33 protein-coding genes are annotated in these 25,586 nt (G+C 67.0%); 20 read left to right on the top strand and 13 right to left on the bottom strand.

The features are described 5' to 3' along the window. Positions 1-30 precede the first annotated feature (30 nt). A complete protein-coding gene (locus tag ACAH01_RS06690; protein WP_372480642.1) occupies positions 31-828 on the top strand; it encodes a hypothetical protein in 798 nt (265 codons plus the stop codon). A gap of 43 nt (positions 829-871) precedes the next feature. On the opposite strand, the gene ACAH01_RS06685 is transcribed toward ACAH01_RS06690, so the two are convergent. Further along, the gene (locus tag ACAH01_RS06685; RefSeq protein ID WP_372480641.1) at positions 872-2,278 is read right to left on the bottom strand and encodes a class II fumarate hydratase; all 1,407 of its coding nucleotides are present in this window, start codon (positions 2,276-2,278) and stop codon (positions 872-874) included. A 173-nt stretch (positions 2,279-2,451) separates the two neighbouring features. Here ACAH01_RS06685 and ACAH01_RS06680 point away from each other — a divergent pair, with 173 nt between their 5' ends. After that, entirely contained in the window at positions 2,452-3,009 is a 558-nt protein-coding gene (locus ACAH01_RS06680) for a cupin domain-containing protein (protein ID WP_372480640.1), read from the top strand. Between the two features lie 97 nt (positions 3,010-3,106). Continuing rightward, on the top strand, positions 3,107-3,376 hold the full coding sequence (locus tag ACAH01_RS06675) for a HalOD1 output domain-containing protein (protein WP_372480639.1): 270 nt from the start codon (positions 3,107-3,109) through the stop codon (positions 3,374-3,376). Positions 3,377-3,504: 128 nt separating this feature from the next. Here ACAH01_RS06675 and fen read toward each other — a convergent pair whose 3' ends face one another. After that, the gene (fen, locus tag ACAH01_RS06670; RefSeq protein ID WP_372480638.1) at positions 3,505-4,485 is read right to left on the bottom strand and encodes a flap endonuclease-1; all 981 of its coding nucleotides are present in this window, start codon (positions 4,483-4,485) and stop codon (positions 3,505-3,507) included. A 96-nt stretch (positions 4,486-4,581) separates the two neighbouring features. Here fen and ACAH01_RS06665 point away from each other — a divergent pair, with 96 nt between their 5' ends. Beyond that, on the top strand, positions 4,582-5,451 hold the full coding sequence (locus tag ACAH01_RS06665; protein WP_372480637.1) for a hypothetical protein: 870 nt from the start codon (positions 4,582-4,584) through the stop codon (positions 5,449-5,451). A 65-nt stretch (positions 5,452-5,516) separates the two neighbouring features. Here ACAH01_RS06665 and ACAH01_RS06660 read toward each other — a convergent pair whose 3' ends face one another. Next, on the bottom strand, positions 5,517-6,056 hold the full coding sequence (locus ACAH01_RS06660; protein WP_372480636.1) for a GNAT family N-acetyltransferase: 540 nt from the start codon (positions 6,054-6,056) through the stop codon (positions 5,517-5,519). 47 nt (positions 6,057-6,103) lie between these two features. Then, positions 6,104-6,244, bottom strand: a complete 141-nt coding sequence (locus ACAH01_RS06655) for a rubrerythrin-like domain-containing protein (protein WP_372480635.1) — start codon at positions 6,242-6,244, stop codon at positions 6,104-6,106. 136 nt (positions 6,245-6,380) lie between these two features. Here ACAH01_RS06655 and ACAH01_RS06650 point away from each other — a divergent pair, with 136 nt between their 5' ends. Next, positions 6,381-6,953, top strand: coding sequence for a methyltransferase domain-containing protein (locus ACAH01_RS06650; RefSeq protein ID WP_372480634.1), 573 nt, complete (start codon positions 6,381-6,383; stop codon positions 6,951-6,953). Positions 6,954-6,995: 42 nt separating this feature from the next. Then, positions 6,996-7,409 carry a DUF3054 domain-containing protein gene (locus tag ACAH01_RS06645; protein WP_240936975.1) on the top strand — a complete coding sequence of 138 codons (414 nt, stop codon included), beginning with the start codon at positions 6,996-6,998 and terminating at the stop codon, positions 7,407-7,409. A 228-nt stretch (positions 7,410-7,637) separates the two neighbouring features. Here the strand turns inward: ACAH01_RS06645 and ACAH01_RS06640 are convergent, their stop codons facing one another. Continuing rightward, on the bottom strand, positions 7,638-7,805 hold the full coding sequence (locus tag ACAH01_RS06640; protein WP_015763732.1) for a hypothetical protein: 168 nt from the start codon (positions 7,803-7,805) through the stop codon (positions 7,638-7,640). A 435-nt stretch (positions 7,806-8,240) separates the two neighbouring features. On the opposite strand from ACAH01_RS06640, the gene ACAH01_RS06635 reads away from it, so the two are divergent. After that, positions 8,241-8,459 (top strand): hypothetical protein, encoded by a 219-nt coding sequence (locus tag ACAH01_RS06635; RefSeq protein ID WP_372480633.1) that lies wholly within the window; start codon positions 8,241-8,243, stop codon positions 8,457-8,459. 50 nt (positions 8,460-8,509) lie between these two features. Continuing rightward, a complete protein-coding gene (locus ACAH01_RS06630) occupies positions 8,510-9,520 on the top strand; it encodes an ornithine cyclodeaminase family protein (protein WP_170094798.1) in 1,011 nt (336 codons plus the stop codon). Here the strand turns inward: ACAH01_RS06630 and ACAH01_RS06625 are convergent. The 4 genes from ACAH01_RS06625 to ACAH01_RS06610 are packed head-to-tail and all read right to left on the bottom strand — an operon-like array spanning position 9,517 to position 12,286. Further along, positions 9,517-10,569: a presenilin family intramembrane aspartyl protease PSH gene (locus ACAH01_RS06625; RefSeq protein ID WP_170094799.1), complete on the bottom strand. Its 1,053-nt coding sequence runs from the start codon at positions 10,567-10,569 to the stop codon at positions 9,517-9,519. The two genes, ACAH01_RS06630 and ACAH01_RS06625, sit on opposite strands and share 4 nt — an antisense overlap. A gap of 40 nt (positions 10,570-10,609) precedes the next feature. After that, positions 10,610-10,837 carry an H/ACA ribonucleoprotein complex subunit GAR1 gene (locus ACAH01_RS06620; RefSeq protein ID WP_170094801.1) on the bottom strand — a complete coding sequence of 76 codons (228 nt, stop codon included), beginning with the start codon at positions 10,835-10,837 and terminating at the stop codon, positions 10,610-10,612. Next, positions 10,834-11,112, bottom strand: a complete 279-nt coding sequence (gene srp19, locus ACAH01_RS06615) for a signal recognition particle subunit SRP19 (protein WP_170094803.1) — start codon at positions 11,110-11,112, stop codon at positions 10,834-10,836. Before srp19 ends, ACAH01_RS06620 begins: the two co-directional genes overlap by 4 nt. A 22-nt stretch (positions 11,113-11,134) precedes the next feature. Next, the gene (locus tag ACAH01_RS06610; protein WP_372480632.1) at positions 11,135-12,286 is read right to left on the bottom strand and encodes a PGF-CTERM-anchored ABC transporter substrate-binding protein; all 1,152 of its coding nucleotides are present in this window, start codon (positions 12,284-12,286) and stop codon (positions 11,135-11,137) included. 60 nt (positions 12,287-12,346) lie between these two features. On the opposite strand from ACAH01_RS06610, the gene btuC reads away from it, so the two are divergent. From btuC to ACAH01_RS06590, 4 genes are all read left to right on the top strand, one after another. Continuing rightward, positions 12,347-13,435 carry a vitamin B12 ABC transporter permease BtuC gene (gene btuC / locus ACAH01_RS06605; protein WP_372480631.1) on the top strand — a complete coding sequence of 363 codons (1,089 nt, stop codon included), beginning with the start codon at positions 12,347-12,349 and terminating at the stop codon, positions 13,433-13,435. Then, positions 13,432-14,679 carry an ATP-binding cassette domain-containing protein gene (locus tag ACAH01_RS06600; protein WP_372480630.1) on the top strand — a complete coding sequence of 416 codons (1,248 nt, stop codon included), beginning with the start codon at positions 13,432-13,434 and terminating at the stop codon, positions 14,677-14,679. Before btuC ends, ACAH01_RS06600 begins: the two co-directional genes overlap by 4 nt. A gap of 34 nt (positions 14,680-14,713) precedes the next feature. Further along, a complete protein-coding gene (locus ACAH01_RS06595; protein WP_372480629.1) occupies positions 14,714-15,478 on the top strand; it encodes a CAP domain-containing protein in 765 nt (254 codons plus the stop codon). Positions 15,479-15,617: 139 nt separating this feature from the next. After that, positions 15,618-15,884: a hypothetical protein gene (locus ACAH01_RS06590; protein ID WP_244256725.1), complete on the top strand. Its 267-nt coding sequence runs from the start codon at positions 15,618-15,620 to the stop codon at positions 15,882-15,884. A gap of 106 nt (positions 15,885-15,990) precedes the next feature. Here the strand turns inward: ACAH01_RS06590 and ACAH01_RS06585 are convergent, their stop codons facing one another. Further along, the gene (locus ACAH01_RS06585) at positions 15,991-16,428 is read right to left on the bottom strand and encodes a MaoC family dehydratase (RefSeq protein WP_170094813.1); all 438 of its coding nucleotides are present in this window, start codon (positions 16,426-16,428) and stop codon (positions 15,991-15,993) included. A gap of 90 nt (positions 16,429-16,518) precedes the next feature. Then, positions 16,519-17,268, bottom strand: coding sequence for a cytochrome c oxidase subunit II (coxB, locus tag ACAH01_RS06580; RefSeq protein ID WP_170094815.1), 750 nt, complete (start codon positions 17,266-17,268; stop codon positions 16,519-16,521). A 187-nt stretch (positions 17,269-17,455) separates the two neighbouring features. Here coxB and cyoE point away from each other — a divergent pair, with 187 nt between their 5' ends. Both cyoE and ACAH01_RS06570 read left to right on the top strand, forming a co-directional pair. Continuing rightward, entirely contained in the window at positions 17,456-18,874 is a 1,419-nt protein-coding gene (cyoE, locus tag ACAH01_RS06575) for a heme o synthase (protein ID WP_372480628.1), read from the top strand. Next, complete coding sequence (locus ACAH01_RS06570; protein WP_372480627.1) at positions 18,871-19,557, top strand: hypothetical protein; 687 nt, start codon at positions 18,871-18,873, stop codon at positions 19,555-19,557. Before cyoE ends, ACAH01_RS06570 begins: the two co-directional genes overlap by 4 nt. 54 nt (positions 19,558-19,611) lie before the next feature. On the opposite strand, the gene ACAH01_RS06565 is transcribed toward ACAH01_RS06570, so the two are convergent. After that, positions 19,612-20,367: a sensor domain-containing protein gene (locus ACAH01_RS06565; RefSeq protein WP_372480626.1), complete on the bottom strand. Its 756-nt coding sequence runs from the start codon at positions 20,365-20,367 to the stop codon at positions 19,612-19,614. A 66-nt stretch (positions 20,368-20,433) separates the two neighbouring features. On the opposite strand from ACAH01_RS06565, the gene ACAH01_RS06560 reads away from it, so the two are divergent. From ACAH01_RS06560 to ACAH01_RS06550, 3 genes are all read left to right on the top strand, one after another. Continuing rightward, complete coding sequence (locus ACAH01_RS06560) at positions 20,434-20,664, top strand: Rdx family protein (protein ID WP_153553847.1); 231 nt, start codon at positions 20,434-20,436, stop codon at positions 20,662-20,664. A 98-nt stretch (positions 20,665-20,762) separates the two neighbouring features. Continuing rightward, positions 20,763-21,704 (top strand): ABC transporter ATP-binding protein, encoded by a 942-nt coding sequence (locus ACAH01_RS06555; RefSeq protein ID WP_372480625.1) that lies wholly within the window; start codon positions 20,763-20,765, stop codon positions 21,702-21,704. After that, a complete protein-coding gene (locus tag ACAH01_RS06550) occupies positions 21,701-22,459 on the top strand; it encodes an ABC transporter permease (protein WP_372480624.1) in 759 nt (252 codons plus the stop codon). Before ACAH01_RS06555 ends, ACAH01_RS06550 begins: the two co-directional genes overlap by 4 nt. A 27-nt stretch (positions 22,460-22,486) precedes the next feature. On the opposite strand, the gene ACAH01_RS06545 is transcribed toward ACAH01_RS06550, so the two are convergent. Further along, positions 22,487-23,065 carry a DUF420 domain-containing protein gene (locus tag ACAH01_RS06545; protein ID WP_170094829.1) on the bottom strand — a complete coding sequence of 193 codons (579 nt, stop codon included), beginning with the start codon at positions 23,063-23,065 and terminating at the stop codon, positions 22,487-22,489. Positions 23,066-23,168: 103 nt separating this feature from the next. On the opposite strand from ACAH01_RS06545, the gene ACAH01_RS06540 reads away from it, so the two are divergent. The 3 genes from ACAH01_RS06540 (at position 23,169) to ACAH01_RS06530 (ending at position 25,585) form a co-directional block, all read left to right on the top strand. Further along, on the top strand, positions 23,169-23,597 hold the full coding sequence (locus tag ACAH01_RS06540) for a cobalamin B12-binding domain-containing protein (protein WP_153553851.1): 429 nt from the start codon (positions 23,169-23,171) through the stop codon (positions 23,595-23,597). Continuing rightward, on the top strand, positions 23,594-24,574 hold the full coding sequence (gene meaB / locus ACAH01_RS06535; RefSeq protein WP_372480623.1) for a methylmalonyl Co-A mutase-associated GTPase MeaB: 981 nt from the start codon (positions 23,594-23,596) through the stop codon (positions 24,572-24,574). The genes ACAH01_RS06540 and meaB overlap by 4 nt, the downstream gene beginning before the upstream one ends. A gap of 75 nt (positions 24,575-24,649) precedes the next feature. Then, positions 24,650-25,585, top strand: coding sequence for an alpha/beta fold hydrolase (locus ACAH01_RS06530; protein ID WP_170094831.1), 936 nt, complete (start codon positions 24,650-24,652; stop codon positions 25,583-25,585). Position 25,586: the final 1 nt, after the last annotated feature.

Below are 25,586 nucleotides of genomic sequence, written 5' to 3'. Positions count from 1 at the left end.
ACTTTTGATCGTCGAGCCCGTGATACGGGTATGGACCGCAGGCTCGTCGCCGTTCTCACGGCGGTACTTCTGGCGGGCTGTGGCGGCATCGCGACCTCGGACGGCGGCACCGAGACGCTCACGCCGGCCCCGGTTCCGGAGCCGGCCGACGCCACGACCGAGACCGGGACACTCCCGCCGGGCGTCACCGGGAACGGCGTCGTAGACGTAGACGAACTCACCGCCGCACACCAGCGCGCGACGGCCGACCAGTCCTACACCCTCACGACGGAGCGGGCGACGAGTCACGAGACGGTCAACGAGACCCTCGACACGCGACAGGTCGTCCGGGTCGCCAACGAGTCGACGTACGCTTACTTGACGAACGAGCGCGTCGTCTGGGACGAGAGTCGGGCTCGCTACTTCGACAACTACTCCGAGTTCCAGGACCCCGACGGCCGGTACGTCCGCTACACCGAACTGGACGGCGAGACCCGACAGCGCAAACTCGGCGCGACGGCCCCGCGTCCCAGACTCGACCGGGAGGCGACGGTCGCCATCGAGCGGTTCCTGACCATCGACAACGCGACCGTCAGCGTCCGCCGCGACGACGGCGAGCGCCACTACGAACTACGCGGCGAACAGCGAACCTTCGTCACCGAGCGCCCGATCCGGAACGTCTCGGTCAGCGCGGTGATCAGACACGACGGACTCGTGCGGTCGCTCTCGGTGCGGTACTGGCGGGGCAACAGCGACTGGGGCGAGTTCGTCCGCTACTCGTTCGCGTACGAACGGCTCGGCACGACGACCGTCGAGAAGCCGGCGTGGGTCCGAGCGGGCGAGGACTGAGACGGACGAATGGTGGTTTGCCGGCGATCAAACGCCTCGCTGGCTACTCTTGTCCAAGAATCACTCGCTCCGTCATCTTCGCCGGATCGAGCACCTCGTCGGCCTCGGACTCCGAGAGGTACCCCTCCTCGACGACGACTTCCTTGACGGTCTTGTCTTCTTCGAGGGCCTGCTTTGCGACCTTGCTGGCCTTGTCGTAGCCGATCGCCGGGTTGAGCGCCGTCGCCAGCGCCATCGACTGCTGGACCCGCTCGGCGCAGTGCTCGCGGTCGGCTTCGAGTTTGGCGACGAACTTCTCGGCGAAGACCTCGCTGCCGTTGGCGATGAGACGCGCCGACTGGAGGAAGTTGTTGGCCAGGACCGGCTTGTAGAGATTGAGGTCGATCTGGCCCTCGGCAGCGCCGGCAGAGATGGCGGCGTCGTTGCCGACGACCTGCTTGTGGACCTGGTTGACCGCCTCGGCGACGACGGGGTTGATCTTGCCGGGCATGATCGACGAGCCGGGCTGGTTCTCGGGCTGGTCGATCTCGCCGAGGCCGTTGCGCGGGCCGGAGGCGAGCAGGCGGAGGTCGTTGGCGATCTTGTTGAGGCTGCCGGCGACGGTCCGGAGCGCGCCGTGGGCCTCGCTCATGGCGTCGTGGGCCGCCTGGGCCTCGAAGTGGTTGTCGGCCTCCCGGAAGTCGATCCCCGTCTCCTCGCTGATGTACTCGGCGGCGCTGGCGGGGAACTCGGGGTGGGTGTTCAGGCCGGTGCCGACGGCGGTGCCCCCAAGCGCCAGCTCCGAGAGGTGGTCGCGCGTGTGCTTGACGCGGGTGATACCCTTCTCGACCTGGGCGCGATAGCCGGAGAACTCCTGGCCCAGCGTGATCGGCGTCGCGTCCTGAAGGTGGGTGCGGCCGGTCTTGACCACGTCGTCGAACGCCGACTCTTTGTCCGCCAGAGCGTCACGGAGAGTCGACAGCGCGGGCAGTACGTCTTTCTCGACGGCTTCGAGGGCGGCGACGTGCATCGCCGTCGGGATCACGTCGTTGCTGGACTGCCCGTAGTTGACGTGGTCGTTGGGGTGGATCGCTCGCGTCCCGATCTCGCCGCCCGAGAGCTCGGTCGCGCGGTTGGCGATGACCTCGTTGGCGTTCATGTTCGAGGACGTTCCCGATCCCGTCTGGAACACGTCGACGGGGAACTGATCGTCGTGCTCGCCCGCGATCACTTCGTCGGCGGCCTCGACGATGTAGCCCGCGGTCTCGGCGTCGACCGTCCCCAGGTCCTCGTTGGCCTGTGCGGCGGCTTTCTTGACGATGCCCAGCGCTCGGACGAAGCGTCGACCGAAGGTCTCCTCCGAGATCGGGAAGTTCTCGACCGCGCGCTGGGTCTGTGCGCCCCAGTACGCGTCGGCCGGCACCTGCATCTCTCCGAGGCTGTCGCGTTCGGTCCGGAACTCGTCGCTCATGACACGTGGAACCTCGCCCCGGTCGTCGTAAAACCCACCGCTTCGGTCGACGGATCGTCTCGGCTCTGTGACACAGTCGCCGGGATTATGGGGTCGGGCGACGACGCGACACGAACGTCACCGAACAGACCGCGAAGACCCAATCGAAGTTTCGACGGTAAACGACTGGACCGATGAACCACGTCACGCTGGCATCCGACGACGGAGACCGTCCACTGGCGGCACTGTCTCGCAACAGACTCGCGGACGCACTGGGTGCGAGCGACATCGCGCTCAACCACTACCGAGTGCCGCCAGGTGAGCGACTGGCTGGTCTCCACGCTCACGACGATCAGGCGGAGATTTTCGTCTGTCTCGACGGGACGATGACCTTCGAGACGCTCGACGGCGAGTCCACGCTCCGAACGGGGGAAGCCGTCCGATTCGCATCCGGAGAGTTCCAGTCGGGCAAGAACGATGGGGACGCGACCGCGGCTGTACTGGCTATCGGCGCACCGCGAGACACCGACGCCCTCCGCGTTCCGGTGGCGTGTCGCTCGTGTGGCAACGACCGGACGGAGCCGAGGGTGCGAGACGGGGAGACAGTGTTGGTGTGTCCAGCGTGCGGACACGAGTCCCTCGTCGAGTGTCCCGAGTGTGGTAGCGGCGACGTGCGAGCAGAACTGGGAGAAAACGGCGAGACGCCGGTTTCTGTCTGCCAGAACTGTACAGCGACGTGGGCCGCTCGATAGGGAATTGCTGGGATACAGCACCGGGCCACAGACGCTGGTGGCAAATATCATACCAACTGGCAACAATGCACTTCTGTCAGCATATTATATATTATCTATGGGGGATACGAAAGAGTTCTACTACGAGCCAGACGACGGCGAACCGCTGAGCACGGCCGTCGTCACGGCCGTTGCAGAGGCTCACGACGAAGACGTCCTCGAACAGCAGTGGATCATCAGCGACGACATCAACGCAGACGCACTGGACGGGCTGTTTCAGGCGAACCATCTCAAGATGACGCTCCAGTTCGAGGCAGACACGACGACCGCGACGATCATCGCAGACACGAGCGGCAATCCCGTCGTCAAGATCGAATCACATCGGTGAGCAGACGGTCCCATCCAGACGAGTACCGTACTGCCGTCGTCTGGAGGCGCGACGACAGCGTGACACCCGAGACCACGTTTTCCGCGTCAGTTCGCGCTGCGTAGTCCGCGACCCGAGAGAGGGCAGCACTACGTCCAGTTGTCCAGCCCGGTCTGGACGACGCTCTCCTCGATGCGCTCGAAAGCGCGCGCGACCTCGTCGGCGTCGACTTCCCACTCGCCGGTGACGTACTCGCGGGCGGCGTCGAGGTCGGGGTTCACCGCCAGATCGAGTTCGTAGTCGTCAGTGACGGTCGGGTCGAGGAACATCGCGCGGATGCGGTCGCCGTGTTCGACGTGTGCGTCGCGGGCGTCGAGTGCGCCCCAGAGGTCGCCGTGTTCTTTGACGAGTTTGATGGCCGTCTTCGGCCCGATGCCGTCGATGCCGGGGTTGAAGTCTGTCCCCATCAGGATCGCGGCGTCGACCAGTTGCTCCCAGGTGATTCCGTGGTGGTCCAGCGTCGCCTGGAAATCCATCAGCTCCGGGTCGCCGCTGCTGGTGAGCTGGCGCAGCGTCAGCGGCGCACCGAGCAAGAGCGCGTCGTAGTCTTCGGTACCGACGTAGTCGACGGCGTCCTGACGGGCCATGTGGGCGGCCTGGGCCTCGCCCTCTGCGGGCGCGTCGACGACCGGTACGTCGAGGGTCCGGAGGAGTTGGCGGGTCGTCGTCAGGATCGTGTCGGTCAGGCGCTGGGTCTGGGAGTCGAGTCGGGCGATCTCGGTCGTGTCGCCGCGCTCTCTGGCGGCTTCGAGTTTTTCCTCGCGCTTTTCCCGGGCCTCGCGCCGTTGCTCGACCTCGTCGTCTTTGAGTTCCGTGACGCCGCCGTCGAAGACGAAGACCGGCGTCAGGTCGTGTTCGAAGAACTTCGGGAGTCCCTGGACGACGCCGATCAGGTTCGCCACCTCCGTCCCATCGCTGGTGGTGTACTTCTCGTCGCTGGTGAACCGGACCGTGGTCGTCAGATACCGGTAGAGCCAGTTGTGGGCGTCGACGGCGACGACGCTGTCACTCAGCTCCTCGAAGGGAACGTCTTCGAGCGACGCCAGCGATCGTAGGTCTGCGTTTCCCATCGCACCGACGTAAGTGCGAGCGGGGTTTGAATGGTGGTGGTCGGCGTCGCCGGCCCCACGCGGGATTTATTATCGTCCGGATCGGTAACGAATCGTATGGCGACAGACACACTGCGTCGCTACCAGGACCCGGAGTACACCGGCTCGAACCGGTGTCTGCCGTGTACGCTGGTCAACAGCGTCATCGGGATCCTGCTGAGTGGGGGTATCGCCGCGGTTGGGGCAACTTGGGCGACGACGGCCGTCGGCGTCGCTGGCGCGGGCGTCGTCCTCCTGCTCTCGGCCGTGAGTATCTACTTCAAGGGGTATCTCGTACCGGGAACGCCGGCGTTGACCAAGCGGTACTTCCCGCCCTGGCTGCTGGCGCTGTTCGGGAAGGAACCGGCCGGGGCCGCCTCGAGGGTCGCGAAGTCGGCGGCCGATCCCGCCGTCAGAGAGGAGACCGAAGAGCCGGCGGAGATCGACCTCGAAACGTACCTGATGGAGGCCGGCGCGCTCGAACCGTGCCGGGGCGGCGAGGACCTCTGTCTCACCGACCCGTTCCAGACCGAGTGGAACGAGGCGATCGAGCGGATTCGAGACGCGGACGTGGGGCGGGAACGCCTGCCGGCGCTGCTCGACACCACGGCCGAGGAAGTGACCGTCGAAGAGCACGGCTCGGCGTTTCGTGCCCGCGTCGACGGCCAGTACGTCGGTACCTGGGAGTCCCGCGGGGCTTTCGTCGCCGACATCGCCGCGGCGGAGGTACTGGGCGAGTGGCTCGACGACTGGGCGAGCGTCCCCGTCACGCACCGGGGCCAGCTGCTCAACGGTCTCAGGCTCTTCCTGACGACGTGTCCCTCGTGTGGCGGCGATCTCGCCTTCGGCACCGACACCGTCGAGTCCTGTTGTACGACCCACGAAGTGGCCGCCGTCTCCTGTGAGGACTGCGAGACGCGAGTCTTCGAGTCGGATCCGGTCGACTGACGAACGCTCGTGGTCCGACCGGCCCAGAACGGCGACACGAGAGCGTGTCGGTGTCTCGCGAGCGGTCAGGAACCGCCAGATGCCGGGACGGCGACCGTCGCCGGTGGATCGGCACCGCGACGGTCGTCGAGAAAGGCGACTTCTTCGGGACTGAGGTCGCGTTCGCGGTAGCGTTCGAGACCGGCCCGGTAGCGCGCTGGCGACCGGTCGCCGGGCCACGCGAGCACGAGTTCGGCGATGCCGGTCGTCTCGCCGGTGTAGGCAAAGCCCGCGCGGTAGCCGGCCTCGTAGGCGAATGGGTTGTTGACGGCGATCCGAAGCGAGGCGTACCCGCGGTCGGCGGCCCGAGCGCGCGTAAACGAGAGCAGTCTGGGGCCGATCCCCTCGCCGCGGCGATCCTCGCGGACCGTGACGTAGCGCAGCCAGAGGGTCGTCTCGTCGGTGCGGTCCTCGTTGAACGCGACCGCAGCGACGATCTCGCCGTCCTCGCGTGCGACGGTCTTGCCGGTGGCGGACATGACGAACTTGCCCGCGTAGCTGAACGTCCGGTAGTCCAGTTCGAGCGTCGGGCCGTCCGGCGGCCACCCCAGCAGGACGAACTCCATACCGACACCTCGGCGGGGAAGCGAAAGAGTCCGGCGGTCCGGGGCGGCTACAGGTCCCGCGAACGGTGGATGTTCCGGAGCGTGCCGCCACACTCCTCGCAGGTTCGGTCGGTCGTCGACTGCTGGCGCTGGCCACAGTCGAAACATTCGTACAATTCTCTCTCTGTCGTCGTAGTGCTCGGGCGCATATTCGCCCATACGTGTCCCAATCAAATACCTTCGTCCCTAAAATACATTATATGATACATATTTGAGAACGGCGAGGATCGAACGCACGGTCACGTTCGACGACACGGTCAAGCGTCTGGGCCGAGACGGGCCGGTATGCACGGCGATGCCGCGGTCTTCGATCGGTTCGCCTGGGCGTACGACCGCCTGCTGCCGTCGGCGGACGCGGGTGCGCTCGCGGCCGGACTCGCCGAGGCCGACAGAGACGTGGACCGCGTCGTCGACGTAGCCGGCGGCAGCGGTCGCGGACTCAGAGCGGTCTCGGCCGGCGATCGACTCGTCGTCGACGCCGCGCGTGGGATGCTCCGGCAGGCCACGCGCCACGGGCTGGCGACCGTCCAGGGCGACGCGGCGACGCTGCCACTCGCAGACGACAGCGCCGACGCAGTGACCATCGTCGACGCGCTGCACCACCTCCCGGACCGAAACGGTGCGATCCGCGAGGCCGGGCGCGTGCTCGCACCGGGTGGAGTCCTCGTGGTGGCAGACTTCGACCCGTCGACGATCAGGGGGCGAGGGCTGGTCGCGGCAGAACACCTGGTCGGCTTCGCCTCTCGCTTCGACACGCCCCAGCAACTCCACCGACGGATGGCCGACGCGGGGCTGGAGCCGGTGATCGTCGAAGACGGGTTCGGCTACGTCGTCGCTGGCATTTGCTCGACGGCGTGACGAAACGGGAGAACAAAGACGATGGAACTCCGAGACGGAGGTATGTCAGTCTCCTCGTCGGTCGGCCGGCGCGTCGATCCGGAACTATCGATGGTCCTGCTCGCGCTGGGAGACGTGCTGGCGGTGACGATCTTCGTCGGCATCGGCGAGATCACCCACGGCGTCGACCCGATCGCACAGCCCGGTCGCGTCGCGGGGACGCTCGCGCCGTTCCTGATCGGGCTCGCCGTCGTCACCCTCGGTGGCGGGCTCTACACGCGAGACGCGATCAGGTCACCGGGGCGGGCGGTCTCGCTGATCGTGCCGGCGTGGATCGTGGCAGTCGTCGTCGCCCAGTTGCTTCGGGCGACGGCGGTCTTCCCCGGTAACGCCGCGATTACGTTCGCGATCGTCTCGGCGATCGTCGGGGGAGTCCTGTTGCTCGTGTGGCGTGCCATCGCGTCGGTAGTGCTCTGATACCGCCGGCTGTCACGGTCGTCGCCACGCCGTAGCGCCGAGCGACGACACAGCGGTCGCTCGGCAGTGTGCGTCACGAGACGGTGAGTGTGTGGAGAATCGTCCCCGATCGAAACGGTCTGTGGCCGGCGATCGGCTGGTCCCGTCGTTTCGGCGGGGACGCGTACAGCGGTGTCGTGCCCGTGGTGAGTGCCCCGTCCCGGAGGGACTGTGTGCCACGCGACCCGTCTACTGGAGCGTGCCTACGTCGAGCGCCACCGTCGACTGGATCCACGCCTGGTGGTTCTCCCGGTCGTAGATCACGAACTCGTCGTCACCGATCGTGAGTTCGGCGTATCGCCGAGTCTGCTCGTCGGTCGTGGCGTCCGTCACGTCGTCCGTGGCATTCGTGCTCATAGGTATCGAGGGGGAGCAGTAGGGTGTGCCTCTGTCCCTCCGCTCTCCGGTTGCAGGCGGGATCCCTTAAGCGCGACCCCCTAGTTATCACGTCAGATAATTCACCGTACGATCGTGTCTAGTGGCTATGTTCCGATTATCAGCGTGGATATCTCGCTAGGCAGTGGTTGATCTGTGCCACGGCGACGGCGTTGGTCACACCTGCTAGCGCCGGGTCGAGACGAGGACGCTACGAGTGGCGGCCGTCGTCTCATCGATTACCACATTTCGACGTTTTGGGGCCTGAGACACACATCCTCGGTCGAATAGCTATCCATAAGTTATAGATTGTATTTGCAGTGGCGACAGAGGGAGTATCGAATGCCTATAGAGACGATAACAGAGTAATTATGCGAAACGCTTATACGTGTATTCATCCTACTAATAATTACATTCATGACGGGATACTACGATCTTGTACTCGGTCTCATTCCGGTCGCGCTCGTAGGCATCTCCGGCACGCTCGTGATCGGTGGCATCCCGTTGACCACGGCGATTCCGATGGCGTCTGTCGTCGCGGTCGGCCTGATCGGACACGCGATGTTCGTCCGTGCGCCGGTCGACTCGCCGCCGGCAACCGCGAGCGGATCGGAGTCGGCACAGATCGCAGACTAGGTCCCCGTCGCCACGACGTTTTCTTACCCCCTCGCCTCGAAGGGGGTCGTATGTCCGCTTCCGACGAACCGACGCTGTTCCTGACGAGTGACGAGATCGACGGACTCGCGACGATGCCAGAGTACGTCGAAGCCGTTCGCGACGGCTACCGCGACCGGGGCCACGGTGCGCCGGCACGGCCCAGAACGACGCTGTACGCCGACTCACCGGCCGGAATGCTGACGGGGTACACGGCGATCTTGCCGACGGTGGGCGCGATGGGTGGCTACACCTACGCCGCCGGATTCGGCGGACAGGACGCTCACTTCGTGTTGCCCCTGTTCGACGCCGAAAGTGGCGACCCGCTGGCGGTGTTCGACGGCGCGTCGCTGAACCCCTTCAAGACCGGCGCGACCGGCGGCGTCGCGGTCGACGAACTCGCTCCCCCGCGTGCCGACGACCTCGCGCTGTTCGGGAGCGGGGCACAGGCGCGCGCACAACTGAAGGCCGCCGCCGCGGTCAGAGAACTGGAGCGAGTCGAGGTGTACTCGCCGACCGCCGACAGCCGGATGTCGTTCGCCGCCGAGATGAACGAGCAACTCGACGCGACCGTCGCGGCCGTCGCGTCGCCGTCTGCCGCCATCGAAGGCGCAGACATCGTCGTGACCGCCACGAACGCCAGCGAGCCGGTGTTCGACGGCTCTGAGCTCGAACCGGGAACGCACGTGACGGCGATGGGCCAGTACCACCCCGAGAAGCGCGAGGTCGACGCGACGACGATCGAGCGGGCGACGTACGTCACGGACCTCCGGGATCGGGTCACGAACGACGCCGGTGCGTTCATCCACGCCGTCGAGGAGGGCGTCGTCGACGAGGACCACGTCCACGCCGAACTGGGCGAGATCGTCGCCGGCACGGCGCGAGGCCGAACCAGCGAGGACGAGATCACGCTGTTCGACAGCGGCGGGACGGCCATCGAGACGGTCGCGGCCGCACAGATGCTGTTGGAGCGAGCGCGCGAGCGCGGGCTCGGCGAGGAGATCGAGTTCGCCCCGGCCAGCGAAGCGTTGACCGGACGCTAGACGTACGGTGCGAGCCCGAGCGCGTCGATCAGCGTCAGGCCACTGAGGAGTGCGCCGACGAGGTACCCGCCGATGGTCCCGCCGTTGAGCAGCGGGAGGCCGGCGTGGGCTCGCCCTTTCAGCACCATGCGCATGAGCACGGCGAGCCCGACGAACGAGCCGACCATCGCGGTCAGGGCCGGCAGCGGGATCGACAGCACTTCCGGCGTCCCCTCGCTCGCGAAGTGGGCGGCACTCGCAACGAGCACGGTCGGGATCACCACGTCGCCCAGACCGATGAACAGGGCGTCGCGTTCGAGCGGGCTCTCCTCGGCGACCCCTTCCTCGGAGTCGTCGGCGTCAGCGTCGACAGCGACGCCGCCGTCGCCGTCGGCGACGGGCGTAGCCGCCGTGTCGTCGCTGGCGTCGTCTTGAGCACCCGTCTGGGCCGTCGCGTCGGGCGTGTCGCTGTCGAGGAAGGAGTACGACAGCGTCAGCGGAATGACGAGGACGACGGGGACCTTCAGGTCCATGACGCCGTTTGCCAGCGTCAGCATGTGTTCGGTACCGTAGACGCTGATCGCGTCGTAGACCGCGAGCACGGTCAACAGGAGCAACGCCGGCAAGACGCCGAAGCTGATGCCGAACAGTCCGGCCCCCGCAGCCCCCATCAGCGCCCCGGCGGTGTCGATGACGTACCACTCCGGATAGACGTACAGGCCGACGCCGATGGCGACCGCGCCGACGAGTGCGATCGCGTTGATCCCCAACACCAGCGGTGCGGGCGGGACGAGGACGCTGAAGACGTACAGCGAGAGCCAGGCACCGGAGCCGACCACCAGCAGCCGGATCAGTTCGTCGACGCCGAGCTTGAACGCCGCGAGCATCACGCCGGTGGCGACGAGGATGGCGACGACGTAGTAGATCGTGTTCGTCGGGTCCTGGGGGTTCTCGACCGGTTCGTACACCTGGTCGAACGGTTCGACGAGGGCCAGGGCGGCCAGCTGGACGAACAGGAAGATCGCGACGACGATCCCGAGCCCCAGAACGACGCGCTTTCGCTCTTCCATGCTCGGGACTCCGTCGCCGCAGGTATGAGGATTTCGGAGCCTACCGGGCGTACAGCCGCTGGCCGACCAGCGTCGGGAGCCGAACCTCGTCGTCGGGCGTGACGGCGACGTACGGGTTCTCGACGGGGCCGAACACGTCGACCACCGAGCCGGCAGTCGTGAGGTCCTCGGTCACGACCTCCGTGCCGAACCCGGGATAGTCGTCGTCGCCCGTGCGGACGATCGCCAGTCCCTGTGCGATCCGGACGACCTCGCCGACGCGTTTCATGCCCGCAGGGCCTGCAGGTACGCCGCGACGGCACCCAGCAAGTCGCTCTTGGTCGCGTCGTCGGCGTCTTTCACGAGGACGCGCCCCCGCGGTTCGGACTCGCGGGGATACGTCTTCTCGCGTTCGATGACGGCGTCGTAACCGACCTGCTGGACGGCCTTCGCGATCTCGTCGACCGTCGGCTCGGTGACGGCCTGTTCGCGCGAGACACGCCGGCCCTCGTTGCGGGACAGCGCCGCGTCGAGCGCGGCCGGCCAGATGACGTTCTCGACCATACGTGCAGTGGCCGCGTGGGCCTTATGAGCCTTTCCGACGGACGCCGAGTGCGAGCGTCGCGACGAGCGCCAGGGCCGTGCCGACGAGACCGAAGCCAGGGCCGCTCCCGTCGGTCGTCCCGGTGCCACGCTCCGTGACGACATCGGGCGTCCCACTCTCGGTAACGGTGTCGGGAGTGACGCTCTCGGTAACAGTGTCGGGCGTCGCGCTCTCTGTCGGCTCGGTCGTCGTGGCCGTCTCTGGCGTCTCGCTTGCGGTCGCTGCCTCGAAGGCTGTCGGATGGAACGCCTCTGCCATCGCCTCCAGCGCGAGGACGACGCGGGGAGCCGGCTGGCTCACGTAGTTGGCGTCGACGGAGAGCACCTGTTCTCGCTGGACGGCGGTCGTCTCGTTGTACGGCGCACCGGTCGGCTGGGAAGCGTCAGACGGGTAGACGAGCCACTGGGGGTCGCTGTCCGCGACGACCTCGGCGTTGATCGGCTGGTAGCCGGAGAGACCTGCGTCCGCGGCGACGTTCTGGCCGCCCGCGGTCTCGATCAGGTCGTGGATGTGCGTCTCGTTGCCCGTGGTGTACTGGTAGAAGTAGTAGAGGACGCGCGGTCGGTCGCGATCCGAGACCGCCTCTCGGACGGCCTCGACGCGTTCGTCCATCTCCGCGACGGTGTCGGTCGCGCCCTCGCAGTTGCCGGTGAGCCGACCGACGGTCTCGGTGTTGTTCGCGATGTCGTCCAGATCGGTCGCCAGCGGGAAGTGATACACCGTCAGCCCCGTGTTCCGGAGCTGCTGGACGGTGTCGCTGCGAGTCGCGTTGGCCGCCAGCACGAGGTCCGGGTTCGCCCCGACGACGGCCTCCACGTCGGTCGTCCCGTCGTCGTTGGTCACGTCCGTTCGGTTCCCGGTGTCGTTCAGGTACGCCGTGTTGGCGTTCTGGGGCATGCCGACGACCTGGTCGCGCGCGCCGATCTCCCACATCGTCTGGGCGTCACTGGGCTGGAGCGCGACGACGCGGTCGGGTACTTCGTCTACGCGCACCTCCGTGCCTGTCGCGTCGGTCGTCGAGTAAGGGAACTCACAGCCGTCGCTCTGTACGTCGCCCGTGGCCGCCGTCACCGGGACGGCGACGCCAGCGATCACGAGCACTGCCGCGAGCGCCATCGCACTGAGTCGTCTCATCGTGTTGTCGGTCCGGACGAACACAATAAGTTCTTGTCTATCCCAACTGTGGTTGGAAGCGTGTCGTCCCGTCACTGGCTCGTCTTCTCGCTGCTGTCCGCGATCTTGCTGGCGACGGTACTGACGAGTGCGACGATCGGGCCGGTCTCGATCGACCTGCCGACGGTCGCGAAGGCGGCGACCAACGCCGTCGGCGTCCCGGTCGGCCTCGCCCTGGAGAGCGAGCACACCAGACTGTTCGGCGTCGAGTTCTCGCTGCCCGTCCCGTCGGCCGAGTACCGTTACCCCTTCGCCTTCGACGTGCCAGAGACAAGCGAGACGATCGTGCGCCAGATCCGCCTGCCACGGATCGTCCTCGGTGCCGTCGTCGGCTTCGCGCTGGCGGCTGCCGGCACCGTCATGCAGGGGTTCTTCCGGAACCCGCTGGCGGACCCGTCGATCATCGGCGTCTCGTCTGGCGCGGCCGTCGGCGCGGTCGCCGCGATCGTCTTCGCCGTCGCCCTCCCGCTTCCCGTGATGGCGTTTGCCGGCGCGTTGCTGGCCGCCTTCGGCGTCTACGCGATCGCGACCCAGAACGGCGAGACGCCGGTCGCGACGCTCCTGCTTGCCGGCGTCGCCGTCCAGACGTTCCTCGGTGCAGTCATCTCCTACATGCTCGTCCAGTCGGGCGAGAGCCTCCGCGAGGCGGTCTTCTGGCTGATGGGCCACCTCCACAACAGCACCTGGGCGGAGGTCGAGGCGACGCTGCCCGTGGCCGTGCTCGCCGTCGGCGTCCTCTACGCCTACGCCCACGATCTGAACGTCCTGCTGATGGGCGAGGCCGACGCCCACGCGCTGGGGATCGAAGTCGAGCGAACCAAGCGAATCTTGCTCGCGCTGGCGAGTGTCGTCACCGCGGCCGCCGTCGCGGTCACGGGCGTCATCGGCTTCGTCGGGCTCGTCGTCCCCCACGTGATGCGCCTGCTGGTCGGCCCCGACCACCGGATTCTCCTGCCGACCAGCGCGCTCGCTGGCGCGTCGTTTCTCGTCGCCGCCGACACGCTCGCACGCAGCGGCGCGGTTGAAGTGCCGGTCGGGATCGTCACCGCCGCAATCGGCGCGCCCTTCTTCCTGTACTTGCTCCGGCGACGGGAGGTCCACACCGTATGATCGAAGTCGAATCCGTCGACGTGTCGCTGGGGGGCACGGAGATATTGCGTGACGTGTCACTGCGAGTTCCGGCCGGCGAGTTCGTCGGACTCGTCGGTCCGAACGGCGCGGGCAAGACGACGCTGTTGCGCACGGTCAACGGCGCGATCGATCCCGACGCAGGGCGGGTCCTCGTCGACGGGGATCGGATGGACGACCTCTCCTCGCGGGCCGGGAGCCGCCGCGTCGCGACGGTCCCCCAGGACACCGGAACGCGGTTCGCGTTCAGCGTCGCGGACGTCGTCGCGATGGGGCGGACCCCACATCGCTCGCGTTTCGGTTCCGACGGTGACGGCGACGACGCCGTCGAGCGCGCGCTCGAACGCACGTCGACCGCGTCGTTTCGCGACCGGCGGATCAGCACGCTCAGCGGGGGCGAGCGCCAGCGCGTCTTCGTCGCTCGTGCGATCGCTCAGGAGGCACCGGCGCTCGTCCTCGACGAGCCGACGGCCAGTCTCGACGTGAACCACGCGACACGGACGCTCTCGCTCGTGCGCGAACTCGTAGAGAGCGGTCGCGCCGTGCTGGGAGCGATCCACGATCTGGAGGCCGCCGCACGCTTTTGCGACCGCCTGGTCATGCTCGCGGACGGCGAGGTCGTCGCGTCGGGCGAGCCGGCCGACGTGCTCACGGCAGACGCACTGGCGACGAGTTTCGACATGGAGAGTGTCGTCACGCGAAACCCGGTCACCGGCACGCCGACGGTGACACCGCTGTCGGACACCGGCGAGGAGGAGCGGTCCGTCCACGTGCTGGGTGGCGGGCACGTCGGTGCGACAGTCGTCGCGCGCCTCCACGCTGCCGGCTTCGCTGTCACCGCGGGCCCGGTACCGGAGGGAGACGAACTGCTCGGCGTGAGCGAGCGACTGGACGTGCCGACCGAGACCGTCCCGCCGATGTCGGCGCTGGACGGGTCGACGCTCGCAGCGGCGGGCGAGCGGATCGACGAATCCGACGTGACGGTGCTCGCCGACCTCACGCTGACGCCGGACGGGGGACTGCTCGATCTCGCCACAGAGGCGGGGCGGACCGTCGTCGTCGAGGAGCGATCTCTCGACGAGCGCGACCGCGCTGGCAGGGACCAGCGGCGTCGCTACGAACGACTCCGCGAGCGAGCCACTACGAGCGGGGTCGACGACGTGGCGGCGACCGTGCGGTCGGTCGAGACAGATGCCGGCCGACACGTTAGCCGTCGAGGGATATAGACTTACATGGGGCGACCTGCAAGCGTCGGACGCTATGGTCAACAAAGCCATCGTGGGGATTCTCGTCCTCATCGTCCTGACGTCGCTCGGCGTCGGGGTGTTGATCGGGACGCAACTCGGTGGCGGCGACGCGACAGCGGTCCCCGATACCGACGCCAGTGACGGCTCCGCCACGGGGGGTGGCGGTGACGCCACGACGTCGACAGCGACAGCCTCCAACGAGACGGCGACGGCCGTCGAATCGACGGAGACGGCGACCGCGACCGCGACGCCGGTCCAGACGACGGTCCCCGCCCGCGAGTTCGACAGCGAAGCGATCGAGCGAGAGGTACTCGCAACCATCAACGAGAAGCGCACGGAACGGGAACTCGAAACGTTCAGGAACGACACCACCACCTGGCAGCGGCTCCAGACAATGGTCCGATCGCACAGCCAGGCGATGGCCCAGGAGCGGAGTGTGACGTTCTCGGCCGGTGGCAACAGTAGCTCCGACCGGTACGAAAACGCGGGCCTGTACGGTCGCTGTCAGTATCAGGACCCCGAGACCGGCGACATCATCCGACCGAGCAACAGCTTCCAGGCCATCGGAAGCACAGTTGCGGGGCAGCCCTACCAGGAAGACGGACAGCGTCGGTTCAACGGGAACGAATCACAGGTCGCGACGACGCTCGTCGAGAACTGGTTCGACTCGTCGACCTACCGACCGTCGCTGATCAACAGGGGCGTCGAGTTGCTGGCCGTCGGCGTCACGGTCACCGACGACGGCACGGTGTACGCGGCGACGGCGATCTGCGAGTAGCCGGCCAGTCTCGCCCGCGAACGGTCATCGATCCCTTTCTGTCCGCCCGTGACGCGTCCAGGAGTCGCCGCCGAGTCGCGGCCCGAGCCACCGACAGTGTTATGTGGTACCGATACACATGGTTAGACGGTAACGACAGATGACTACTCCAGGAGTCGACTGGATGGAACCCAACGACGGCGACATCCTCGCGACGCTTTCACGGACGGGACCGGAGTACGGGCCGGTGATTGCGTACCAGCTCGGCATGGACAACGCACAGTTCGAGCGGTACTGCGAACGGCTCGCGGCCAACGACGTGCTCGAACGGGTCTCGGAGGAGCCGCTGTATCGATTGACCGCACGCGGACAGCAGCTGGTCGATCGGAGTCCCGAGTCTGCCCGGGACCGACTCGCAGTCGAGTGAGCCTCCGCTCGTCGCTGTCGCACGGTCGATCGCCGTCCCGTGAGGGTGGATGCGGCGCTTCTCGCTGCTCGACGGTGACGGCGATCGATGCCCAGTCGCCGCCAGCTTACGCTTCCTTTCGCTCCCAGAGGACCAGGGCAGTCATCGTCTGGACGGGCGCTCCGTCGTCGTTCGTGGTTTCGATCGCGACGTGAACGAGGCCGCGGCTCTCGTCCCACGGTTCGGTCTCGACGATCTCCGTCTCGACGGTCAGAACGTCGCCCGGCTCGACCGGATTTCGCCAGCGGAGTTCGTCGACGCCGGCCGCACCGAGCGCGCGGGACGACGCGATGTACTCGTCGACGAGCAGTCGCATCGTCATCGCGGCAGTGTGCCACCCGCTCGCGACGAGCCCCCCGAACATCGACTCTCGGGCCGCGTCGGCGTCGGTGTGAAACGGCTGTGGATCGTACTGCTCGGCGAACGAGACGATCTCGTCTTCGGTGACCTCGTAGCGACCGAACGACTCCGTGTGCCCGACCGTGAGCTCCTCGAAGTACTCCATACCCAGAGGAGAGACCGCCGGGAGAAAAAGCCACCTCGTCGGCGGTCCCCACTCAGGTGAGAAAGGTCGTCGCGAAGAGAGCCGACGGTGTCAGGAAGACTGCTGGTCCTCGACCCAGTTCTGGTACTCGTCCTGCGGGAGGACGCGCACTTCACCGAGCATCTGTGAGTGTCCCGAGCCACAGTATTCGGCACAGTACAGCTGGTAGGTGCCGGTCTCGGTGACGCGTGTCTGGATCGTGTTGTGCTGTCCGGGCATGGCGTCCTGTTTCAGCGCGAGTCCCGGAACGTGGAAGGCGTGGAGCCAGTCCGTCGAGGTGACGGAGAGCCGGACCGTCCGGTTGGCCGGCAACACCAAGGTGCCGCCGTTGCTCAGCCTGTTGTCGGCGCTGTACTCCTGGGACGTGTTGGCGGCGGTGCCGTTGTAGTTGAACGTCCAGGCGTACTTCTGGGCCACCACTTCGACTTCGAGTGGTTCCTCGCTGGTGTCGAGTTGCTGTGTCGACTGGGCGGTGACCATCGGTTCGGCCATGACCTGATACGACGCGACGCCGACGAACAGGAGGATGATCGCGGTTGCGACCGTCCAGGTGATTTCGAGGCGTCGGTTCTCCATCGTCGGAAGCGGCTCGTCGTTCTTGCTGAACCGCCACACGGTGTAGATCAGGATGCCCTCGACCAGCACCGTGATCGGGATCGCGACGTACAGGAGACTCATGTTGAGCCCCCAGATGAGTTCCGACGTCTCCGAGGCAGACGTCTGGGCGACGGCCGGCTGTGTCAGGGCGGCGAACACGATCGCCCCGAACAGCGCGACGAGCCCGACTCGATGTCTCTTCATGCGTATTCGCCGCTTAGTATTTCGGAGGTAAATAGCTGCTGTCTTGAGCCAGTGGCCCACCGCCGCGGCCGGGGTTCGAGGCGGTCGGGCCACGCCGAGCGTGCGCCACGGTCGGGTCAGTGATCGCGGGCGAATCAGGGGGTCTAAGTGCAGGCATCCATAGGTTCCACCAAGGAGACAACGAACGATGAACGGCCGCCGCCCACGGTTCACGACGATGCTCGCCGCGAGTGCGGTTGGCGTCTACCTGCTGGTCGTCGCTGGCGCGACGACTTCGATCGCCGACGCCGTCCACGCCTGTTCGACGTGGCCGACGTGTGAAGGGCCGATTCTCGGAGACGTGGGGCTCGCGATCGCCTGGACCCACAGGCTGCTCGCGGCCGCGGTCGGTGCGCTGGTCGTCGGCGCGGCCGTCGTCGGCGTCCGGACCGGTGCCAGACGACGGGTCCTGGGGACGCTGGCGGTCGCGCTCGTCCTCTATCCCGTCCAGATCGCGCTCGGCGCGTTCGTCGCACTCAACGGCGCTGCCGCGCCGTTCCCGGGTGCCCACCTCGCGACGGGCATGGCGATCTTCGCCGCCCTCGTGGGCGCGCTGGCGTGGCAACTGGAAGCCGAGACGGGGACCGACGACGAGACGCCCGTAACCGAGACGATCGAGGTGCCCGAGATCGACGACGAGCCCGAGGGACCACCGATCGGCGCGCTCTCGACCCGCGAGCGCATCACCCCGACCGCGTTCGCGTACTTCCGACTGATGAAGCCCCGGCTGATGTGGCTGCTCTGTCTCGTCGCGGCGGCCGGGATGGCGCTGGCGGCCGCACACGTCGCCACCGGCCCGGCGAACCCGAGCCTCGCCACGTCGACGATCCTGCTGACCCTCGGTGGCGGCGTGCTCGCGATCGGGGCCTCGGGGACGTTCAACCACGTCCTCGAACGCGACATCGACAAGCGGATGGACCGAACGTCCGACCGACCGATCGCGACCCACCAGCTCCCGGTCCGGAACGCGCTGGCCTTCGGAATCGGGCTGGCCGTGGCCTCCCTCGCACTGTTCTGGCAGGTCAACGCGATCGTGGCCGCGCTCGGACTGGCGGCGATCCTGTTTTACAGCGTCGTCTACACGCTCGTCCTCAAGCCCAACACCGTCCAGAACACCGTCATCGGCGGGTTCGCCGGATCGCTGCCCGCGCTGATCGGCTGGGTCGCCGTCACCGGGAGCTTCGACCTGCCCGGACTCGCACTGGCGGGCATCATCTTCCTGTGGACGCCCGCCCACTTCTACAACCTCGCGCTGGCGTACAAGGAAGACTACGCCAAGGGCGGCTTCCCGATGATGCCGGTCGTCCGCGGCGAGACCGAGACGCGAAAACACATCGTCTACTACCTCGGCGCGACGCTGATCGCGGCCGGCGTCATGGTCTCGATCACGTCCCTCGGCGCGCTGTACACCGTGACGACGGCGCTGCTCGGTGCCGTCTTCCTGTGGGCCGTCGTTCGGCTCCACCGCGAACGGACCGAGCAGGCGGCCTTCCGGGCGTTCCACGCCTCGAACGCCTACCTCGGGGCGCTGCTGATCGCGATCGTCGTGGACGCACTCGCAGTATGAACACCACTACGTACTCGATCGACCGGTTCGAACTCGACCGGGGCACGCTCCTGTGGGGATTGCTGGTCCTGAACACGGAACTGCTGTTGATCCTGGGCTACGTCTTCCTCGGCGACAGTCAGATCACCGGCGTCGAGCCGCTCGTGATCCCGTTCGTCTGGATCAACGTCTCGCTGTGGGTCTTCGCGCGTGCGGAGATCCCGCAAACGTCGGACCGCCAGCGGGTGATCGGGCTCGTCGTCGCGGTGGCGTACTTCGGAGTCCTCACCTACTTCGGCGGGCTCTGGGGCGCGGGTGTCCCGGAGTTTCCGACGCAGTTCCGGGTCGCGTGGTTCTCGCTCCCACCGGGCTGGGCACCGGCCGTGCTGCTCAGCAGCGATCTCCTCCGCGTGAGCGTCATCCCCTACCAGCTGGTTGGCTATCTCGCGCTCGCGTACCTGGTGTACGCGACGGTGCTCGACGCCGCCGGTTCGGCGATCACGGGCGTGCTGGGACTGCTCTCGTGTGTCTCCTGTTCGTGGCCGATCCTCGCGTCGGTCTTCTCGACGGTGCTGGGCGGCTCCGCGGCGCTGGCCGGCGAACTGTACGATCAGTCCTACCTGCTCTCGACGGTCGTCTTCCTCGTGACGATCGCGCTGCTGTACTACCGACCGGGCTGGCAGCGCGGCTATAGTAGCCATTGAAAGTCAATGCACACCCGATCGCACTGCTGTCGTGCGATCGGTGTGTAAATTGTTTCAATTGTTACTATAGAACGGGAGCTCTACGTCCACCGGTCGCGGACGAATTGCGACCGTCGTGAGCCATCCCTGAACGCGTGCGAGCAGGTTACAGAGGTGCAACGAGAGGATCCCGAGCATTGCGCCTCCGGCGGAGACGGCGAGGGCCTCTCGCAGCGTCGTCACCTGCCAGGAGGTAATGGTAAAGGGCAGCGTGATCACGGCCGCACCGTCCCAGAACTGGACGACGTAGGACAGCGAGAAATCCACGGGACCGGTCAGGTAGAAGCCAAGCGAGGTCGTGTCGTAGTACAGCGGTGCCAGCAGGAGACTCGCGACGAGGACGAAAAGCACCGTCAACACGACGAACGTCACGACGCCGACGACGAACTTCGCCGCCAGGTAGGCGATGCCGACCCACGTCCCGAGGTCGGTGATCGGCTGCCTGACGTAATCGCGCCAGTCGTCGGCCTCGGTGTCTCGATCCAGCGGGATCGAACGGTCCAGCAGCCGACAGGCCAGCCAGCGTTCGAAGACGAGGAGCCGATCGGAGACGACGAGGACGCCGATCAGGACCGGGAGGCCGACGACGACCGAGAGCAACTTGACGCCAAGCGGAACGCCGGCAACGAGCAGCGTGAAGTAGAACAGGCCAAGCGGGAACGTCAGCGCCAGATAGAGGAGGTTCTTGTAGGTCTGTGCGCGTACGACGACACCGAGGACCGGCGAGGACGACAGCGAATGTCCCTGGATGTGTCGGGACCGGAGACTCATACCGAGATGTATCAATGGGACAATGCAAAAAACTACTCTTTTCCGGGCTCCACGCGAGGTGTCCGTATGAGCACCGTCGAAATCGAGTACTGCGTTCCGTGTGGCTTCCGCCAGCGAGCGATCGAGATGAGCGAGGCGATCCTCAACGGCTGTGAGCGCGAGCTGGACGAGCTGTCGCTGGTGATGGGCGACCACGGCGTGTTCCGGGTCGCCGTCGACGGCGAGACCGTGTACGACAAGGCCGAGGACAGCGCCGAACTCGACGAGGTCGTCCGGACGGTTCGGTCGGCACTGTGAGCGAGGTGCGTGTCGCTTTCGGACCCGCGTAATACACCCCGACCGAGCAACAGTGACGAGTCGAAGCGTCTTTCGGCGACAGGACCGGACCACAGCGTATGGACGAGGTACTGGTCGCCGAGGACGTACACCGCAAGTACGGCGACACGGTCGCGGTCGACGGCGTGTCGCTGTCGCTGGGTGCGGGAGAGGTGTTCGCGCTGGTCGGCCCCAACGGCGCTGGAAAGACGACGCTCGTGCGAGCGCTGACGGGGACGACCGACGCGGCGGGACGAGTCGAACTGTTCGGCCAGTCGCCGACGGCAGTCGACAGGGATCGGATCGGGCTGCTCCCACAGGACTTTACGCCACACGAGCGGCTCACGGCGACGGAGCTCGTCTCGTACTACGCCGGACTCTACGACGACGCTCGCTCCGTCGAGGACGTGCTCGCGGACGTTGGTCTCGAAGACGACGCCGACACCTGGTACGAGGAACTGTCCGGCGGCCAGCGTCGGCGGGCCTGCGTCGCGACGGCGCTGATCAACGACCCCGACTTGCTCGTGCTCGACGAGCCGACGACGGGGATCGATCCGGCGGGCCGGCGCTCGCTGTGGCGACTGCTCTCTGGGCTGGCCGACCGCGGCGTGACGATCCTCGTGACGACCCACTACATGGAGGAAGCCCACCGACTGGCCGATCGGGTCGGGCTGCTGGCTGACGGTTCTCTCGTCGCGGTCGACAGTCCCGAGGCGCTCGTCGCCGAGTACGGCGGACAGCGAACGCTGACGGTCGGTGGGACGTTCGACCCGTCGGTCACGCAGACGCTTGATCGACCGGCCGAGGTCGGCGAGGACCGGCTGGTCGTGTTCGACGTCGACCCCGCGGAGATCGGCGACGTGATCGCGACGCTCGACGGGGCCGGCGTCGAGTACGACGAACTCGCCTGGAGCGAGCCCGATCTGGAGGACGCCTATCTCGAACTGACTGGGGACGCCGTCCGTGCGGTCCAGGGCGGTGCGGGTCGTCCGGCGACGGCAGTCGGGGGTGAGCAGTCGTGAGCCGCGTCGGTCGGATCGGTGCGGAACTCACGGCCGCCCGGAAGGCCTTCCTGCGGCGACGGACAGCCGTCTTCTTTACGTTCTTCTTCCCGCTGTTGATCGTCGTGATCTTCGGAGCGCTGGTCCAGACCAGACCCGGCGACGGCGGACTGTTCACCGAGTCCCCGGCCTTCTACGTGCCGGGCTATCTCGCGGTCGTCGTCCTCTTTACCCCGCTGTCCCGCGTCGGTAGCGAGGTCGCGCGACACCGCGACGGCAACCGCTTCGAGAAGCTCGCCACGACGCCGCTGACCCGCCCCGAGTGGCTGGTCGGTCAGAGTCTCGTCAACGTTGGCGTCATCGGCCTCGCCAGTCTGCTCGTGCTGGGCGTGATGGTGCTGTTGACCGGTGCGTCGATCGTGGTGACCCCGGCGACGGTCGTCCTCACGGCGCTGTTCGTCGCGGTCGGCGTGGCGCTGTTCTGTGGCGTCGGCGCGTTGCTGGGAAGCTACGCCGACTCACAAGACGGCGTCATCGCGGCCTCCAACGGGATCGCGCTCCCCCTACTCTTCCTCTCGGAGACGTTCGTCCCGACGAGCCTGCTGCCGGGATGGCTCCCGACGTGGCTCTCGCCGCTGACGTACTTCTCGCGGGGCGTCCGGGCGGTCGCGACGCGGGGCGACGTGGCCGGCGGCGTCGAACACCTCGCGGTGCTCACCGCAGTCGGTGTCGTGGTCTTCTTCGCCGGTGCGCTCGCGCTGCCCCGGACGGACTGACCGGAACGGACCGACGCCGCTGGGAGGCTACCGCGGCTGCCACATGTAGATGTGGTTCAACATGACGTAGGTCACCAGGCCGAGAAAGAGGCTCAGCGACCACGCGGCGGCCGCGATGCGTCCCACGCGGGCGTGGATCGTCTCTCGGAGCTCTGCCGGCGAGTGGGTCAGGCCGAGCACGACGGCGTGTAACACGACCGGGACCGAGACGGCCGACAGGAGGATGTGGACCGCGAGCATCGCGATGTAGGCTCCCCAGACGACACCCTCGGCGAGGATCTCCTTCTCGAAGCCCGCCCCGACCTTCGTGAGATAGAGCACGAGAAAGAGCATGATGAGCCCGAAGGCGGTGAGCATCGCCGCCCGGTGTTTCTGGACCGCGTCGTTCCTGATGAAGTAGACGCCCGCGAGGATCGAACAGAGCGCGAAGAAGTTGACGACGGCGATGGCGTCCCCGAGCAGGATGACCGCGTCCGTCGAGATCTCGGGCAAGGGGAGCGTCCCGGTGAACGCACCGGCGACCAGCGCGTATCCGATCAGCGACAGGACGGCCGTGACCGCACGCGGTCGAGCACGAGCGCGCGACTGGAGTTGTGCGACTGCCATTGTTCGATCTGGGTCCTGCAGCGTGTTTGTGCTTTCCGGTCGCCCCGGATCGGGGGTGCCAGCCACCGTCAGAGTGAAACCGGTCGGCGTGGTAGGACCTGCCATGAGTGCGGACCAGCAAACGGAGGGGCAACGCATCCGCTGTCTCGTCGCCAAGGTCGGACTCGACGGCCACGACCGGGGCGCGCACGTGATATCTCGGGCGTTCCGCGACGCCGGCTTCGAAGTGATCTACTCCGGGCTCCACCGCGCCCCCGAGGAGGTCGTCCAGGCGGCCGTCCAGGAGGACGTGGACGTGCTCGGCATCTCGATTCTCTCGGGTGCGCACAACACGCTGGTCCCACAGATCCTCGAAGGGCTCGAAGAGTACGGCGCGTTCGAGGACACGCTCGTCATCGTCGGCGGGATCGTCCCCGACGACGACAAGGCCGAACTGCGCGACCTGGGCGTCGCCGAGATCTTCGGTCCGGGCGCGTCGATGGACGAGATGATCGAGTACGTTCGCGAGCACGCGCCCGACCGCGAGCGATGAGCGATCTCGTCGAGGACCTGCTCGCGGGCGAGCACCGGGCGCTGGCGAGAGTGATCAGCAAGATCGAGGACCGCTCGCCGGGGTACCGCGAGATCGTCTCCGAACTGCACCGCCACACCGGCTCGGCCGACGTGATCGGCGTCACCGGTTCGCCCGGCGCGGGCAAGTCGACGCTGGTCGACAAGGTCGCCGCGACATACCGGGAGCGTGGCGAGACCGTCGGCGTCATCGCGATCGACCCCTCCTCGCCGTTTACCGGTGGGGCCGTGCTTGGCGACCGCATCCGGATGGGCTCGAACGCCGGGGACATGGACGTGTTCTTCCGGTCGATGTCCGCCCGCGGGTCGCTGGGCGGGCTGTCGACGGCGACGACCGACGCGGTCACCGCGCTCGACGCCTTCGGCAAGGACAGAGTGATCATCGAGACCGTCGGTGCCGGGCAAAACGAGATCGACATCGTCAGGACGGCAGACACCGTCGCGGTGCTCGTCCCGCCCGACAGCGGCGACGACGTACAGATGCTCAAAGCGGGCATTCTGGAGATCGCCGACCTCTTCGCGGTCAACAAGGCGGACCTCGACGGCGCGAACCGGACCGTCCAGCAGCTCAAGGAGATGCTCCACTACGGCCAGGGACGGGCCGGGAGCGACGCGGACGACTGGGAGCCCCCGGTGATCGAGACGATCGCCGACAGCGGCGAGGGCGTCGAGGAGTTTCTGGCGGCGGTCGACGACCACCTCGACTACCTCGACGCGTCGGGCCAGCGCGAGGCAAAGCAGCGCTCGCGCTACGCCGCCGAGATCCGGGCGCTGGTGCGGGCAGACACCAACGACCTGCTCGAAGCCGAACTGGCCCAGCGCGGCGGGATCGAGGCGTACGTCGACGAGATCGTGGCCCGCGAGTCCGATCCCTACACCGTCACCGAGGAGATCGTCGCGCCGCTCAGAGAGTGTCTCGACGCGCGCGGCGAGAACTGACCCACCGCCATCCCGACCGCCGCGGGTCGCGGTTCGGGCAGTGATTATTTATCCGACAGGCACTTGCGTTGAGATATGAAACTCCGGAACCTCCTGGGAGTCGCTGCGGGGACGGTCGGGCTGACGGCGCTCGCGAACCGATTGCTGGCGGCGCGAGCCGGCGAGTTCGAGCCGCTGCTCTCGGGCACACAGCGGACCTATCGCTGGCGCGGGTTCGACGTGGCCTACACGGAGGCCGGGGATCCCTCCGATCCGGACCTCGTCCTGTTGCACGGCATCAACGCCGCCGCGTCGAGCCACGAGTTCCACGCCGTCTTCGAGGAACTGGCCGAGGACTACCACGTCCTGGCACCGGACCTGCCGGGCTTCGGTCACTCCGACCGGCCGCCGCTGCTGTACTCCTCGTCGCTACTGACGACGTTCGTCACGGACTTTCTGGCCGACAACACCACCGACGCCACGGTCGTCGCGTCGTCGTTGACCGGCTCCTACGCCGCCCTGGCGGCACGGGACGTGGATATAGGGCACCTCGTGCTGATCAGCCCCACCGCCACGTCGATGGGCGGACGCCAGACGTGGCTGCGCTCGCTGTTGCGCTCGCCGATACTCGGACAGGGGATCTACAACCTCGTCGTCAGCAAGCCCTCGTTGCGGTACTTCCACGACGACCACGGGTACTACGACATGGACAACCTCGACGAGGAGATCGTCGACTACGAGTGGCAGTCGGGCCACCAGCCCGGCGCTCGGTTCGCTCCCGCGTCGTTCGTGAGCGGGTTCCTCGACAGCGAGATCGATCTGTCGGCAGAACTGGCTGCCCTCGACGTGCCGGTGACCCTCGTCTGGGGACGTGACGCCGACATCACGCCCCTCTCGAAGGGGCGAGAGCTGGCAGACGAGGCCGACGCCCGGCTGGTCGTCTTCGACGACGCGCTGCTGGTTCCCCACGCGGAACACCCCGACCGGTTCGTCGACGTGGTTCGGGGCGAGTACGACGAAGCCGTCGCGTGAG

The sequence above is a fragment of the Halomicrobium sp. HM KBTZ05 genome, assembly GCF_041530035.1.
In the GTDB taxonomy this organism is placed as follows: domain Archaea; phylum Halobacteriota; class Halobacteria; order Halobacteriales; family Haloarculaceae; genus Halomicrobium.
Note: the sequence above shows the minus strand (reverse complement) of the source record. Positions and strands in the feature narration are given on the sequence as shown.

What these genes read in the sequence shown, in the direction of transcription:
- ACAH01_RS06640 (WP_015763732.1), bottom strand. Translation starts at nt 7,805, where the DNA reads ATGAGCACGAATGCCACGGACGACGTGACGGACGCCACGACCGACGAG.
- ACAH01_RS06660 (WP_372480636.1), bottom strand. Translation starts at nt 6,056, where the DNA reads ATGGAGTTCGTCCTGCTGGGGTGGCCGCCGGACGGCCCGACGCTCGAA.
- ACAH01_RS06665 (WP_372480637.1), top strand. Translation starts at nt 4,582, where the DNA reads ATGGCGACAGACACACTGCGTCGCTACCAGGACCCGGAGTACACCGGC.
- ACAH01_RS06530 (WP_170094831.1), top strand. Translation starts at nt 24,650, where the DNA reads ATGAAACTCCGGAACCTCCTGGGAGTCGCTGCGGGGACGGTCGGGCTG.
- ACAH01_RS06565 (WP_372480626.1), bottom strand. Translation starts at nt 20,367, where the DNA reads ATGAGTCTCCGGTCCCGACACATCCAGGGACATTCGCTGTCGTCCTCG.
- ACAH01_RS06620 (WP_170094801.1), bottom strand. Translation starts at nt 10,837, where the DNA reads ATGAAACGCGTCGGCGAGGTCGTCCGGATCGCACAGGGACTGGCGATC.
- fen (WP_372480638.1), bottom strand. Translation starts at nt 4,485, where the DNA reads ATGGGAAACGCAGACCTACGATCGCTGGCGTCGCTCGAAGACGTTCCC.
- ACAH01_RS06545 (WP_170094829.1), bottom strand. Translation starts at nt 23,065, where the DNA reads ATGGCAGTCGCACAACTCCAGTCGCGCGCTCGTGCTCGACCGCGTGCG.
- ACAH01_RS06675 (WP_372480639.1), top strand. Translation starts at nt 3,107, where the DNA reads ATGGGGGATACGAAAGAGTTCTACTACGAGCCAGACGACGGCGAACCG.
- ACAH01_RS06590 (WP_244256725.1), top strand. Translation starts at nt 15,618, where the DNA reads ATGACTACTCCAGGAGTCGACTGGATGGAACCCAACGACGGCGACATC.
- ACAH01_RS06540 (WP_153553851.1), top strand. Translation starts at nt 23,169, where the DNA reads ATGAGTGCGGACCAGCAAACGGAGGGGCAACGCATCCGCTGTCTCGTC.
- srp19 (WP_170094803.1), bottom strand. Translation starts at nt 11,112, where the DNA reads ATGGTCGAGAACGTCATCTGGCCGGCCGCGCTCGACGCGGCGCTGTCC.
- ACAH01_RS06560 (WP_153553847.1), top strand. Translation starts at nt 20,434, where the DNA reads ATGAGCACCGTCGAAATCGAGTACTGCGTTCCGTGTGGCTTCCGCCAG.
- ACAH01_RS06570 (WP_372480627.1), top strand. Translation starts at nt 18,871, where the DNA reads ATGAACACCACTACGTACTCGATCGACCGGTTCGAACTCGACCGGGGC.
- ACAH01_RS06645 (WP_240936975.1), top strand. Translation starts at nt 6,996, where the DNA reads ATGTCAGTCTCCTCGTCGGTCGGCCGGCGCGTCGATCCGGAACTATCG.
- cyoE (WP_372480628.1), top strand. Translation starts at nt 17,456, where the DNA reads ATGAACGGCCGCCGCCCACGGTTCACGACGATGCTCGCCGCGAGTGCG.
- ACAH01_RS06625 (WP_170094799.1), bottom strand. Translation starts at nt 10,569, where the DNA reads ATGGAAGAGCGAAAGCGCGTCGTTCTGGGGCTCGGGATCGTCGTCGCG.
- ACAH01_RS06690 (WP_372480642.1), top strand. Translation starts at nt 31, where the DNA reads ATGGACCGCAGGCTCGTCGCCGTTCTCACGGCGGTACTTCTGGCGGGC.
- ACAH01_RS06685 (WP_372480641.1), bottom strand. Translation starts at nt 2,278, where the DNA reads ATGAGCGACGAGTTCCGGACCGAACGCGACAGCCTCGGAGAGATGCAG.
- ACAH01_RS06585 (WP_170094813.1), bottom strand. Translation starts at nt 16,428, where the DNA reads ATGGAGTACTTCGAGGAGCTCACGGTCGGGCACACGGAGTCGTTCGGT.
- meaB (WP_372480623.1), top strand. Translation starts at nt 23,594, where the DNA reads ATGAGCGATCTCGTCGAGGACCTGCTCGCGGGCGAGCACCGGGCGCTG.
- ACAH01_RS06610 (WP_372480632.1), bottom strand. Translation starts at nt 12,286, where the DNA reads ATGAGACGACTCAGTGCGATGGCGCTCGCGGCAGTGCTCGTGATCGCT.
- ACAH01_RS06600 (WP_372480630.1), top strand. Translation starts at nt 13,432, where the DNA reads ATGATCGAAGTCGAATCCGTCGACGTGTCGCTGGGGGGCACGGAGATA.
- ACAH01_RS06595 (WP_372480629.1), top strand. Translation starts at nt 14,714, where the DNA reads ATGGTCAACAAAGCCATCGTGGGGATTCTCGTCCTCATCGTCCTGACG.
- ACAH01_RS06555 (WP_372480625.1), top strand. Translation starts at nt 20,763, where the DNA reads ATGGACGAGGTACTGGTCGCCGAGGACGTACACCGCAAGTACGGCGAC.
- ACAH01_RS06680 (WP_372480640.1), top strand. Translation starts at nt 2,452, where the DNA reads ATGAACCACGTCACGCTGGCATCCGACGACGGAGACCGTCCACTGGCG.
- ACAH01_RS06630 (WP_170094798.1), top strand. Translation starts at nt 8,510, where the DNA reads ATGTCCGCTTCCGACGAACCGACGCTGTTCCTGACGAGTGACGAGATC.
- coxB (WP_170094815.1), bottom strand. Translation starts at nt 17,268, where the DNA reads ATGAAGAGACATCGAGTCGGGCTCGTCGCGCTGTTCGGGGCGATCGTG.
- ACAH01_RS06655 (WP_372480635.1), bottom strand. Translation starts at nt 6,244, where the DNA reads ATGCGCCCGAGCACTACGACGACAGAGAGAGAATTGTACGAATGTTTC.
- ACAH01_RS06635 (WP_372480633.1), top strand. Translation starts at nt 8,241, where the DNA reads ATGACGGGATACTACGATCTTGTACTCGGTCTCATTCCGGTCGCGCTC.
- ACAH01_RS06650 (WP_372480634.1), top strand. Translation starts at nt 6,381, where the DNA reads ATGCACGGCGATGCCGCGGTCTTCGATCGGTTCGCCTGGGCGTACGAC.